Source organism: Colwellia meonggei, assembly GCF_057537295.1.
In genome coordinates this window covers 1-13,857 of record NZ_BAAJLZ010000012.1, presented here as the reverse complement: position 1 = coordinate 13,857, position 13,857 = coordinate 1, and the positions used below count along the sequence as shown (strand labels likewise).

The following is a 13,857-nucleotide window of genomic DNA, read 5'->3' as shown; positions in this document are numbered from 1 at the left end:
TCAATGCGTCACTTATTTTTCAAATCAATATCTTTATTGCCTCTTTGTATCTATTTCAATACTTGGGCTGAAACAACCAATGTGCAAGTTGTTTATAGTAAACAAGAAGCAAATAGCCAAGAGCTTGTTTTAACAGGGAACATCACCGCGCTTAATGATGCAAAGTTAGCAAGCTTAGAGTCTGGTGTTGTTAGGGCCATTAAAGTTGATATTGGCGACCACGTAACTAAAGGCCAATCATTAATGACTTTAGACAGCTCTTTGGCTGAAATAGAGTTAACACAAGCTCAAGCGGCATTAGCGTCAGCACAAGTCACATACCAAGAAAATTTGCGTTTATACAATGAAATAACTGAACTAGCTAAAAACAAAGTCATAGCTAAAACACTTTTGGCAGAGCGAAAGTCAAATGTTGCACATAGTAAGGCTATGCGTACGCAAGCCGAAGCCACGGTTGCCCGCGCACAAGAAGTCGTCAATCGCCATACACTTATTGCACCATTCTCAGGAACTATTGCCCAGCGTTCAGTCGATATTGGTGAATGGGTAACCCCACAAAGCCATGTTTTTCAGTTGGTATCCGACAATAAGTTACGCATATTTATTGATATTCCACAGCAATATTTTAGTGACGTCACCGAAAGTAAAGCGATAAAAACAATTGTGAGTCCCGATGCTAAAAAGCAACAACCTTTGCATTTGCCATTAACAACATATACCGCAGTATCAGATCCTTTAAGCAGAACATTTTCTGCTCGAATAGATTTACCTAATAACCAGCAGTTAATTTCAGGAATGTCAGCAAAAGTTCATTTATTGTTACCTAACGAAAATCAAACTCAAGTGAGCTTACCAAAATCAGCTTTAAAACGTCATCCGGATGGAAGCTACAGCGTTTATTCTGTTGTTAATAACCAAGTAAAGAGAGTTGCTATTACACTATTACGTAGTGGTCTTGATAATGTTGTTGTACAGGGTATTGGCGATAACATTGCTGTAGTTACTTCTGGCAACGAGTTACTCGTTGAAGGCGCTACGGTTAGCATTAATAAAGTTCAAGGAGCGAAGTAGTGTTTAAGGCCGTTATCAACAAAGGTACGTTAGTTGCCGTTATTGTTGCCATTACCTGTATTCTCGGCATAGTAGGCTCGCTCAATATACCGGTACAAATGATCCCAGATTTAGAAGTAAGAACCATCACCGTACGCACAGGCTGGGCTGGTGCGACTCCACAAGATGTTGAGAAAGAAATTCTAATTGAACAGGAAAGGTATTTAAGAAGCTTACCTAACTTAAAACGCATGACCTCTTATGCTGCTATGGGCCGAGCAACAATAGAGCTTGAATTCCCATTTGGTGTAGAAGTTAATGACGCCATGATCAATGTCAATAATGCCTTAAGTCAAGTATCGTCATATCCTGAAAATGTTGACCAACCTCGTTTAATTTCCAGTTCATTTTCCAGTAATGCCTTTATGTATTTCTCATTAAAACCTGAGCGTGGTAATCCGCTAGGTTTAGATATGGACTTAATTCGCGATTATGCTGAAGACTTTATTCGGCCGCGCATGGAAAGTGTTGCCGGTGTTTCTGAAGTGAGAGTAAATGGCGGAGCAGCAAGACAGATACAAATAAAAGTTGACCCAGCTCGTCTCGCTCAACGTGGAATTAGCATCAGTTCGGTCAGAAATGCGATACGTAATCGCAATAAAGATGCATCAGCAGGTGATATTGAAACTGAAAAAGAGCGTTATTTAATTCGTGTTATTGGCCGTTTTAGCAATATAACTGAACTTGAAAATATCATTATTCAACGTAATAACCAGGTGAATATTTATCTAAAAGATGTCGCGGAAGTTATTCTCGATCATTACGAAACCCGTAGTTTGTCTTTCCTTGATGGTGAGCGAACCATTAGCTTGTCGGTGCGTCGTGAAAGCGGCTCAAATGTGCTTGATATCAAAGATAAAATGCTAACGGTTGTTGAGCGTATCAACAACGACTTACTCCACTACAACGGCCTTGAGCTTTTACTGGTCAGTGACGATGTCGAATACGTTAAAAGCTCACTTGGAAATGTTTGGTTTAACTTATTTCTAGGTGGTTTACTTGCCACCATTGTTATGTTCTATTTCTTGCGCTCAGTAAAAGTTACCACTATCGGTATTATTGGTATTCCAATGTGTACCATTGCCGCTTTTATTGGCTTAATGCTATTTGGTCGTACCATAAATGTTATTTCACTAGCGGGTGTAGCATTTGCAATCGGCATGACAGTAGACAACACCATCGTTGTTCTTGAAAGCATAATGCAGGCCCGTAAACGCACAAAAAATAGTTTTGAGGCTGCCATTGAAGGCGTAAAGGATGTTTGGCCTGCCGTACTGGCTTCTACAGCAACAACAATACTGGTATTTGCACCGATTCTGTTTGTTGAACAAGAAGCTGGGCAGCTTTATTCTGACATTGCTATTGCCATTTCAGGTGCCATTATCGCTTCAATGTTAGTCGCAATTTTTGTCGTACCAGTTACTATTGCTAATGTAACTAAAAATACAACGAGTAGCACAAAACAACTAACACTCTCTAAAAAATGGTTAGCTTTTGTCGATATATTTATTAAAAGCAAAGCACGTGCAATCACTACTGTGTTAACTTTTTCAATATTAACCTTAGGCTCAGCTACCCTGTTTATGCCTGCGGCAGAATACTTACCGGAAGGTGAAGAGCCAAAAGCATTCTCAATGATGATTGCGCCGCCAAGTTATAACCTTAGTGAAATGCAGCGTATTGGTGAAGAGTTACGCAGCTATTTTGATCAATATATTAATGTTTCTAACGAAGCATTTGAAAGTGGTGCAACTGAAATGCCACCACTTAGCTACTATTCAATGTCCGTTTCTGCAGGTCGCATATGGGTACTAAGTAGGCCTGTTGATGCTGAAAATATCCAAAATATGATGGACACTATCACTAAAAAGTTTCGTAGCTACGATAATATGCGAGCATTTTCATCTCGCGGTTCAATTATTTCAAGTAACGATGGCGGTACACGTGCTGTTGCTGTCGACATTTCAGGTCCAAATCTTGTGGAACTATATCAAGCAGCTGAAGCCGTTTACGAGCAAGCTAAAGTGGTTTTTGACAACCCACAAATTAACTCACAACCAAGCTCATTAAGCTTAAACCAACCATTAATAGAAGTTATGCCGCGTTGGCATCGGCTTGCTGAATTGGGGCTAAGTAACAGTGAGTTAGGTTACGCCATTTCAGCATTAAGTGACGGCGCTTATGTTGACGAGTTCATTTTAGATGACGATAAAGTCGATATTTTTATCTTTAGCAATGCTGGGAATAAGCAAAATATCTCCCAGCTAGAAAACTCTCCTATTATCACGCCAGCAGGACAAGTAATGCCATTAAATGCACTTGCCGACATGCAGGCTAGCTATAGTAGCGACAGTTTGCGTCGTGTTGACGGCAATAGAACAGTGTCCGTTTATATTATACCGCCACGTAACGTTGCGTTAGAAAATGCTGAGCGAATGGTAAGAAGCGAGCTAATAACTCAGTTACGCCAACAAGGAAAAATAGCGCAAGGTATCAACTTAACCATTAGCGGTGCGGCAGATCAACTTGAAGCAACGAAAACCTCGTTATCGGCTAACTTTATTATTTCTATCGTATTAAGTTATTTGTTATTGGTCGCAATTTTTACCCATTGGCGCTACCCATTGTTTATTTTAACCACTATTCCATTGGGTATGGCAGGTGGTTTATTAGGGCTTATTAGTGTGAATGGCATAAATTCATTACTAGCAACAACAGGGTTAACGGCTTTTCATCAACCATTAGATATGATCACTATGCTGGGTTTCTTAATACTGCTAGGTACTGTGGTTAATAATCCAATACTAATTGTTGATCAAACAAGAAAAAATATGCAGCAAGGTAATATTGATGTCAGAGCAGCAGTAAAGTTTGCCGTTGAAAAACGCTTAATGCCAATATTAATGTCAACATCAACTACCGTGTTTGGTTTAGCTCCACTAGTGCTCATTCCTGGTGATGGAACAGAATTATACCGCGGAGTTGGTATCATCGTACTTTCCGGCATTATTTTTTCAACTTTATTAACGCTAACATTCTTACCGGCTTTATTAGTCAGTTTAATGAAAGCGCCTGCACCAACGAACAAGTTACAACAGCAAATATAATTAACGAATCGTAAGGGAACGAAATGAAAAAACACCTTTTAGCAACAGCACTTTTATGCGCTGCAACATTATCTTCAACGCAAGCTGCAGACTACGTTATTGATACCAATGGCGCTCATGCGTCTATCAACTTCAAAGTTAAGCACCTAAATTATAGTTGGTTAACCGGACGATTCGATAAGTTCTCTGGCGAATTTAGTTATGATGAAAATGACATTAATAATGCCAAGATATCATTAGAAATTGACGCTGCTAGTGTTAATACCAACCATGCACGTCGTGATAAGCATATCCGTACCAATGATTATCTTGATAGCAATAAATTTACTACTGCTAAATTTGTTAGTACCAAAGTGATTGATCTCGGCGATAATAAACTTACTGTTATTGGTGATTTAACCCTACATGGCGTAACAAAATCTATCACTATTGATGCCGAGAAAATTGGTGAAGGTAAAGATCCGTGGGGCGGCTACCGTGCGGGTTTTTCAGGTAAGACACAAATATTAATGCCAGATTTTGGTATTGATAATAATTACGGTGCCGTTGAATTTGACTTACACATAGAAGGTAAACGTAAATAAGTTTGTAAGTGAACCAACAGCTTCAATTATTTAACCATTAAATTGAAGCTGTTTAAATACTTATTGCGTGCGATGTGCTTGCTATTGGGAAGACTACTAAGCAGCAAGGTTGAGCTAATCTATCTCTTCTAAGTCACTATTTTCAATATCTTTTGGAGCAACTGTTTGCTTACGCTTTAATACGGGTAAGTCACCGGCATCTTGCGCTAAAAAGCTCTTCTTAACTATTTTCTTCGCTTTTGTTTTTTTAACTGTCGCTTCTGCTTGTTTACTAGCTTTAACTTTATTCGTTGCTTTCGCTTTCTTTGGTTTCAACCCTTTAAACTTAGCTTTTAGGCCATCAACCACATCAAAAGTTAATTTTTGCTGTAAAAAGCCTTCAACATTTTTAAAACTTAGCCAGTCTTTGGGCCCAACAAATGAAATAGCATCACCGGTGCTGCCGGCACGGCCGGTACGACCAATTCGATGAACAAACTCTTCAGTATGTTTCGGCATATCAAAGTTAATAACGTGTGATACATTCACTAAATCTAAACCGCGCGAGGCTAAATCAGTGGTGATCAATATCTTTTGCTGGCCTTTACTGAAACCGTCCATTATTTGATTACGTTGGCTTTGATTTAATTCGCCGCTCAAAGCAACAGTACTTAAACCTTGTTCTGTTAATAGTTTTGCTAGCCTATCAGTATCAGCACGAGTAGCCGTAAATATAATCATTTGCTGATGTTCTTCAGCTGCAATGAAGTGCTGAAGTAATGCTTCTTTGTGCGTTAAGTTATCGCAAAGGTAAAAACGCTTAGTAATGTCTTTATGCTCGGTATGGGCACTACCAATTGCAATACGCTTAGGTTTTTTTAATAACGCTAAGGCAAAGTCGTTAACTTGTGCGTGATCTAACGTTGCTGAAAACATTAAGGTTTGGCGCTTACGGTGATCTGCAGCTTTATTAATTTGCGCTAATTGCTCAGCAAAGCCTAAATCTAACATACGGTCAGCTTCATCAAGAATAAGCAATTCTAGACCATTCAAATAGAAATGACCTTGGCTTAAGTGATCCGCCAAACGACCAGGTGTTGCCACAATAAAGTGTGGATCTTTTTCTAAAACCTTAACCTGATCATTAAAGTTTTCACCACCAAGAATCAACACGGCTTTAAATGCTGAACCAGAGGTAAACATACGCAATTGTGAAAATACTTGCTTAGCTAGTTCACGAGTCGGCGTTAAAATAACCACACGAGGATCTCGTTTGCTCAACGCTCGATTCTTTGACAAACGCTGCATTGCAGGAATAAGAAATGCAAGAGTTTTACCTGAGCCTGTTTTAGAAGACGCGATTAAGTCCTGCCCTGTCATGGCAGCAGGAATAGCCTGTTGCTGAATTTCAGTTGGCTCAGTAAAACCTAAATGTTCCACTGTTGACATTATCTTTCTATCTAATCCAAAATCACTAAACTGCAAACTTAATCTCCACTGCTATTGCTAAGTTATTTATTAAACTTAATGCTAATCGTTACTAAACGACAAATGTATAACGCTATTATAACCTGTAAATGCCGACATTTAGCTATGCTATTTAGTGAAAAAGTTAAAATACTTTTTGTGTTATCAATTTACTAATCACTATTCTCCACTTAATACTGTAATTCAAGCTTAGTTTGCGCTAACGCAAAACAAGCTTTCGAGTAATTGCTTAAACTACAATTGATTAGAGTTAGTGAAGATATAAAATGAAACCTAAAGCATCTGCAGCTATGCATCAGCTCATCGAGCAAGTACGACTTGAGTTTCCATTTACATTACCAGAAGCACAAATATGTGCAGGAAAATGTGTTGGTTGTCCGAAAAAGTTGCTTGAACTAGCAGATACTGAACTAAGTGACTGGGAAGTTCGCTTGGCTAATAACGAGCAACCATTGCTTGGTGATATTAGCCGACTAGGAAAGCTTTGCAAAAATATTCGCCGTGGTTTGGTACGCAACGACTTACTAAAATAAGAGCACTGTTATAAACTCGCAACACCATTTACTTTGATTTAATACTTACCTTGATGAGTCCTGAAATCTCCTCTACGTCTGTCAATGTTGTAAAAGCGAGTAAAGCTGATAAAAAAGATATTTTACGATTTTATAAAGCACAACATTATTCCGCTGCCTTTATTGGCTATGACCAAACATATTTAATAAAGATTAATAATCATATTATCGCCAGTGCTATCGTCTCAGCAGGTAAAGAGCCTTCTGAGTATTGGTTATTACATGCATTAGTTACCGACAAGAACTCTCAAGGTAAAGGTTTTGCTAGTAAAATATTACAGCTAATTTTAACCGAGAAAAATCAAGATAATACAAATAAATACAAAAAGCTTATCTGTTATGCCGAAGATGAATTAACTTCATTTTACCTTGCTAATCAATTCCAGATATTTAATTCAGAAAGTGATATTGCCACGCTACCTGAAGAGTTCCGACAGCGCTTGGAAAGTTATCAAAAGAAACAGCCTACACTTAGTTGTTTCTGCCGTTTTGTAAACGATTAATCAGTATCACCAAGTAGAATAATTAGCGATCTAATTGGCCGCATCCTTTGCTGGCTTATCTGTTATTACAGACTTTGACGTTTTCGAATTTTTCAAAGTTTCAATTGAATGTGCCTTGTCTTCAACAACATCGGAGCCTATGCGCCCTACGCCTGGTAATTCTATGGCAAGGTCAAATAAATCCAACTCAAAATTTAAGCCTAGAATATTAACTTCCAACCCTTCTTCAATACCAAGAGTTACTCCAAGCAAACCAAATAGCGAAGCTTGCACACCACTGCCTGAAGATGAGCGGCCAAACATTTCATTCAAAGGTTTATAATCCTTTCCGATTGCGGTGGAAGGCAGATCTAAACCCAATTCAGGTATAGCTCGGCCAATACTAGCAGTAAACGTATTACTATTGGGTCCCGGGTAGGCTTGATATTCACTTTTATAAGGATAGCTTTCTACCACTTGTTCAATACGATGAATAAGCATATCGGCATCAGCAGCGCGATAATCAAGTAACAATTCAGGTTGATGTCCCCACCAATCTCTATCTGGATTATTATTTCTAACCACGAGGGCAGTATCACTGCGGCGTAAACGCCAACCAATAATTTCATAACTAGTATAATGATCATCACCACTGCGTTTAACGCTGACCCAAGTATGCACAGCTACAGCTTGCTTAGCGCCCCATGTACGCGCCGAGTAAACTTGAATAACACCACCTTGATAATTCTTAGGTTGCGGTGCTAATAGGCCACTAGTTACTTTCTGATTACTAGAACAACTACTTAAAAAACCCAGCATTAAAATTAAACTTATTGTTACTAGTCCGATACGAAAGTAATTCATAAACATCCTCAAATTCTATTATTCTTAGCAACACAAATTTACCTTGGAGGGAATATTATCGCTGAGCGACTAAGCTTACCCCCCTTCTAACTTTTTGACCTTCCTGCAAGCGCTCACCGCCTCGAATAATCACTTCATCACCAGCCCAAATTGCACCGGAAACTGATATCCAGCTGCCACTGCCTTGACCAACAAGAACATTGACTTTCTTAGCATTATTATCTTCATCAACTGTCAATACAAAAGTCTCTTTTTCTCTAAGTACTAAGGCATCTCTTGGCACCAGTGTTGCTTGACGAACTTGCTCTTTTGGCAAAGAAACCGTCACAGCTGACCCCGCTAGTAGCGCTAAATTCTTAGCCGATAACCTAACATCGAAAGTACGTGAAGACTGAACCCCTGCTTTACTCCATGTTCTGACCGGAAGTTCTACTAATTTATTCTGCCACTTCACTAATACTTTCGCGTCTTTCTTTAAAAAAGGTGCGATAGAAATCGGTGCCGCCACCATAATGTCTAAATTATTGGTATCAACTAATTGTACTAATGAACGCCCTATCGTGATCAATTCTCCAACATGTGCAAAGCGTTGACTGATATTGCCTGAAAATGGTGCAACAATAGTGGTTTTTTCTATAGACAGTTCAGTTTGTTTAATCTGCATAGTTAGCGCAAGTACCTCGCTTTTAGCGACAGCTAAGTCTTTGGTAATACGTTCCAGTTCACTAATAGCGGTATTATTTTTTTGACTCAATGCCGACATCCGTTTTTTCTGACTAGTTAGGTACACTACATCAGCTTGAAAGCGTTTAATTCGTGCTTGTTGACTAGAAAGTTGCAGTATTAAATGTCGATTATCAATTTTGGCAATTATTTGACCTTTTTCCACTTGTGCACCGACATCTTCAATCCATAATAATTGCCCTGTTTGCTCTGCTGATAATTGTGCATTCATCCTGCTTATAACATTGCCTGGTAGCCACAATGTTGGGTTAACCTGCTCATTTTTAACCTTTTCAACACTGACTAATTGCCCTGGATTTTCTGTCTCTTCGGCAAACACATGATTACTAATAATTAAGCTAGACGTCAGTGTTATCATGCTTAAATAATTACAAAACTTATTCATTATAATCTCCAAAAATTATTGATTACTTGTCAGCAATTAACTTAATGTGAGCTGGCTTTTCAAGATGGGGGGTGGCTGTAACACCAATTAAGAAGTCACTACGTTGTAACCTTAATAAACAAGGTAGTAGCACAATAGTAAATAGAGTACTAACCGCAAGACCACCAACAATTACCGCGGATAAACCGCGATAAATAACACTGCCAGCACCGGGCATTAGTAGTAATGGCAACATTCCGAAGAAACTCGTTGCTGTACTCATAAAGATAGGACGTAACCTAAGTGTTAATGCTTGTTGTACGGCATCAACACGTGACATACCACTTTGTTGAGCAATGCGAGTTTGGTGAACGAGTAAAATGGCGTTATTTACCACTAAACCAAGTAAAATAACAAAACCTATCATGGTTAATAAGTCTAACGGCTGAAAGATAAAGGTATTGAGTAGTTGTAAAGCTAAGATCCCTCCAACAGTAGCTAGAGGAATCGTTATCAATACTAAAGCGCTATCTTTAACCGAACGAAATAAAGCCGCCATTAACAAAAATAAAATGACTAAAGCAAAGGCAAAATTCTCTGCCATAACACTAATCGCTTTTTCCAATTGATCAGCACTGCCACCATATAGAATATTAGCGTCATTTGGCAAACTCGCTTTTAACTGAGGTTCTACTTCCGATTTTAATGTTGCTATGGTTTGCTCTAACGACCAACCTTCCGGCGGATTAACATTTAAAGTGATAGTCCTATTACCATCAATACGCGTTAGTCGAGTTGGACCAACAGTACGCTGAATATCAACAAGTTCAGATAATTGAGTAATAGTGCCTGTACCAGTTACTACGGGTACATCCCCTAAATTATCGGGATCATCCCAACCTTCGGCACGTAAAATCATATTCAAGCGTTTGCTACCATTGAAGTATTCACCAACAAACAAGCCATCTCCCATGGTTCTAACCACTCGACCAAGATCTCGTCTATTCCAGCCTTGCTCAAGGATACTCCTATCATTAGGTGTTAGACGTAATTCTGGCTCAGCCATTTCAGTTCCTGGATTAGCCTGTACCCTTGCATCAGGAATTGCCGTTTTTATCCACTCAATACCTTGCCTTGCAGTATTTTGCAGAGCTCTCGTATCTTTTGATTGCAAATGAACACTGACCTGACGACCACCACCAAAGCCACCGAACAAATTACCTTGATAAGCAAATGCCTGTGTATCGGGTAAATCAACCAAAATTTCATTTCTAACAACATCAAGTAATTCATTTACTTTTGATTGGTCCTTAGCGCGCACACCTAAACTGCCACCAAACGGACCAGAGAATAAATAGTAATTTTTAAGTGCTGGCTCTTTTGTTCCATCCATATAAGGCTTTAATCTTGCGACGATTGGATCAACCACTTCCTTTTCAACGGTATTGACATTAGCGCCCGGTGGGAAGCGCAGGTTAGCATCAACGGCATCACGCTTCACCGGCGGTAAGTAATCTAATGTCGGCATAGCAAAATAGGTAATTGCAATTGGCACCGCTAGCAACACACCTGAAACCATCAAACGTTTTTTAGATGATGATGTAATGCGCATAACAAATGCGGTAATGCGTTGCCAAAGTTTTTCATTAGGATCTTCTGCTGATTGTTGCTTCAAAAAATATTTTGCTAGTACAGGCAATAGCACTACAGCAACAATTAATGAAACCGAGACTGCGATAGCTATGGTTAGTGCTAAGTCTCCAAAGAGTTGCCCTTCGATATCTTTTAAGAAAAAAACAGGTAAAAAAATTGCTACAGTTGTTGCTGTAGAAGCTAATAACGCCCCCCACACTTGCTCAGCACCTTTTTCAGCACTCTGGTGATGATCAAGACCTTTGTCTCGCATTCGTAGTATATTTTCAAGTACAACAATGGCGGCATCTAACACCATACCTACGGCAAAAGCTAAGCCGGCTAATGAAATAACATTAAGTGAACGACCCGTAATTTCTAGAACGATAAAGGTACTCAATAAACTGACAGGAATAGCTGTAGCGATAATTAAGGTTGCGCGCATTCGCCTAATGAAGAACCACAACACAGACAGAGAGAGAATGACACCGGCAAATAAATTCCCTGTAACAAGGTTTATCGCTCTGTAAATAAATACTGAAGCATCGAATGATTGCACCATCACAAGCTGTCGTTCAGCCAGGATTTCAGAGTTAATTAACTCAACCTCACTTTTAACTCGATTTAGCGTTTCTAAAACATTGGCACCATTAGCGCGGTTGATTCGCATAGAGAAGGCAGGGTTACCATTTTGCACCGCTACGTTTTGCCGATCGTTTCTTCGAACTTCTACGGTCGCAACATCGCTCAGTTTAATATTGCTGCCATTTCGAGATTCAAGTATTAAGTCTGAAAGCTCATCTACTCGATATTTTCCATTAAAACGTAGCGTATATTGTCTGCGTCCAACATCAACAAAACCACCAGATACATCATTCGATTCAGATACCAATGCTATTAATGCTGGGATTTGAATACCATATTCTGCAGCTTTGACAGGATCAAAACGAATTTGTAACTCTTCTCTATTTTGCTGGGTGAAGGTTTGAACACTTGATACCCCTTCTATTGACTCGATTCGAGGTCTTATCGTATCGTTGGCAAAATCGATGTAATCTGAAATAGGCTTATCATTACCCGGCAAGGCTTGTAAGAAAAAGAATGTTAAAGCCGGAGTGCCGCCTCCAAATCCACCTAACATTATTCTCGGAGGCCTTGCATCACGTGGCAAATTAGGAACACGAGTCATTCGACTGATCACTTCAATTAAAGTTTGTTCCATATTCGTGTCAACACCAAACTCTAAATTTATAAACGAGCTGCCTCTATTTGCAAACGCATTCATTGAACTTAGACCAGGAATTCCACGTAACACTTGTTCTTGTGGCTCAATTAACTCTGATTCGACTTCTTGTGGTGAAGCTGCCCGCCAAAAAGTTTGGATAGCTATACGAGGTCGTTCAATATCTGGGAATAACTGTACTGGTAATTTAAACAGACTGAGCATACCAACAAGTAGAATAAGCGCTACTCCGACAGAGACTGCTGCTGGGCTAGTAAGAGCGTTTGACGTTAGCTTCATTGCATTTTCCAGTTATTTATCATTAACCAATAACGATATATTGGTAGTGAATGTCATAACTAAAAAATAACAGTAGATAACAATTTAGAAAGTATGCATACGATTAATGGTAAGTAATTCAAGTCAAACAACGAAGTCGACATTGTTTGCAATGCTCAGACATAGTTTGAAATATTTCTTTGAATAACAAAGTAAGTTTGAATGAAATTATTATCGAGAGAGTAATAGTTCATTAAGAAGGTTATAATCAACCTCCTTAATATTAATTCAACTAAATTAATTAATGCCCGCAGACTGTTTCGCCGCTGTTATGGTGTTTTTCAATAAGCAGGCTATTGTCATTGGCCCGACACCTCCAGGTACAGGTGTAATGGCACCACATTTATCAGCAACCGCATCATAATCTACATCGCCAACAAGCTTGGTTTTACCTTCATTTGTAGTTATCCGGTTAATGCCAACATCAATTACAGTTGCCCCCTCTTTTACCCAATCGGATTTAACAAATTCTGCGATACCAACAGCCGCAACTAATATATCAGCTTGTTGACAAACTTCAGGTAAATTCTTGGTCCTAGAATGTGCAATAGTTACTGTACAATTTTCTTGCAGTAATAACATTGCCACTGGCTTGCCAACTATATTGGAACGACCGATTACAACAGCATGCTTTCCTGATAGATCTCCCCCTAAATGTTGCTTTGCTAACATAATACAACCTTGCGGGGTACAAGGCACTAATGCGTCAGCCTCACCATTAAATAAACGTCCAGAATTCATGGCATGGAAACCATCAACGTCCTTTTCAGGGTTAATTGCAGCAATAATGACACTTTCATCTATATGCTTTGGTAATGGTAGTTGAACCAATATTCCATGAATATTTCGGTCGTTATTTAAATGTTCCAAATATTTTAATAATTCAGCTTGTTCAGTATCTGCAGGCAGCTTAATTTCATCTGAAATCATTCCTATTTCCTGCGTCTGCTTAACTTTATTTTTTACGTAAACTTGGCTTGCAGGATCTTCTCCAACAAGAATTACGGTAAGTTTTGGCTGAATGCTGTAACTAGATTTTAGCTTCGATACTTCAACAGTTAATTCTTCACGTAGGTTCTTCGCTGTTAATTTTCCATCTATATTCATTATTATTCTCATTTATTAATCAGAAGAAATATTTGCTACTTTGAACAAAATAACTCTGCAACAACTTAGCCATTATCCTAAGAAAAATATGGTTAATATACAAAGACATTAATAGCTAAATTAACGAATAATTTTTTATTTATCGATCTATATCAATATTAGAAAGCTATTTCAGCAATAAAAGATTACTAGGATAATAGATATGGAGTTCATGGAACTATTTTAAACAACAAAAAGCCCGACTCTTTCGAATCGGGCTTTTC

The 13,857-nt window shown here is 38.8% G+C and carries 10 protein-coding genes; 5 read left to right on the top strand and 5 right to left on the bottom strand.

Annotation, left to right across the window (positions count from 1 at the left end):
* Positions 1-3 precede the first annotated feature (3 nt).
* The 3 genes from AC27E9_RS18265 to AC27E9_RS18255 are packed head-to-tail and all read left to right on the top strand — an operon-like array spanning position 4 to position 4,801.
* Positions 4-1,071 (top strand): efflux RND transporter periplasmic adaptor subunit, encoded by a 1,068-nt coding sequence (locus AC27E9_RS18265; RefSeq protein ID WP_487132696.1) that lies wholly within the window; start codon positions 4-6, stop codon positions 1,069-1,071.
* Complete coding sequence (locus AC27E9_RS18260; RefSeq protein WP_487132694.1) at positions 1,071-4,217, top strand: efflux RND transporter permease subunit; 3,147 nt, start codon at positions 1,071-1,073, stop codon at positions 4,215-4,217. The genes AC27E9_RS18265 and AC27E9_RS18260 overlap by 1 nt, the downstream gene beginning before the upstream one ends.
* A gap of 23 nt (positions 4,218-4,240) precedes the next feature.
* Entirely contained in the window at positions 4,241-4,801 is a 561-nt protein-coding gene (locus AC27E9_RS18255) for a YceI family protein (protein ID WP_487132692.1), read from the top strand.
* 114 nt (positions 4,802-4,915) lie between these two features.
* On the opposite strand, the gene AC27E9_RS18250 is transcribed toward AC27E9_RS18255, so the two are convergent.
* Entirely contained in the window at positions 4,916-6,265 is a 1,350-nt protein-coding gene (locus tag AC27E9_RS18250) for a DEAD/DEAH box helicase (protein WP_487132690.1), read from the bottom strand.
* Positions 6,266-6,534: 269 nt separating this feature from the next.
* Here AC27E9_RS18250 and AC27E9_RS18245 point away from each other — a divergent pair, with 269 nt between their 5' ends.
* Positions 6,535-6,801 (top strand): hypothetical protein, encoded by a 267-nt coding sequence (locus AC27E9_RS18245; protein WP_487132688.1) that lies wholly within the window; start codon positions 6,535-6,537, stop codon positions 6,799-6,801.
* Between the two features lie 53 nt (positions 6,802-6,854).
* Entirely contained in the window at positions 6,855-7,343 is a 489-nt protein-coding gene (locus tag AC27E9_RS18240) for a GNAT family N-acetyltransferase (RefSeq protein WP_487132686.1), read from the top strand.
* A 30-nt stretch (positions 7,344-7,373) separates the two neighbouring features.
* Here AC27E9_RS18240 and AC27E9_RS18235 read toward each other — a convergent pair whose 3' ends face one another.
* The 4 genes from AC27E9_RS18235 to folD form a co-directional block, all read right to left on the bottom strand.
* Entirely contained in the window at positions 7,374-8,186 is an 813-nt protein-coding gene (locus AC27E9_RS18235) for a DUF3750 domain-containing protein (RefSeq protein WP_487132684.1), read from the bottom strand.
* A 55-nt stretch (positions 8,187-8,241) separates the two neighbouring features.
* On the bottom strand, positions 8,242-9,315 hold the full coding sequence (locus AC27E9_RS18230) for an efflux RND transporter periplasmic adaptor subunit (RefSeq protein ID WP_487132682.1): 1,074 nt from the start codon (positions 9,313-9,315) through the stop codon (positions 8,242-8,244).
* Between the two features lie 22 nt (positions 9,316-9,337).
* Entirely contained in the window at positions 9,338-12,448 is a 3,111-nt protein-coding gene (locus tag AC27E9_RS18225; RefSeq protein WP_487132680.1) for an efflux RND transporter permease subunit, read from the bottom strand.
* Between the two features lie 276 nt (positions 12,449-12,724).
* A complete protein-coding gene (folD, locus tag AC27E9_RS18220; protein WP_487132678.1) occupies positions 12,725-13,594 on the bottom strand; it encodes a bifunctional methylenetetrahydrofolate dehydrogenase/methenyltetrahydrofolate cyclohydrolase FolD in 870 nt (289 codons plus the stop codon).
* Positions 13,595-13,857 lie beyond the last annotated feature (263 nt).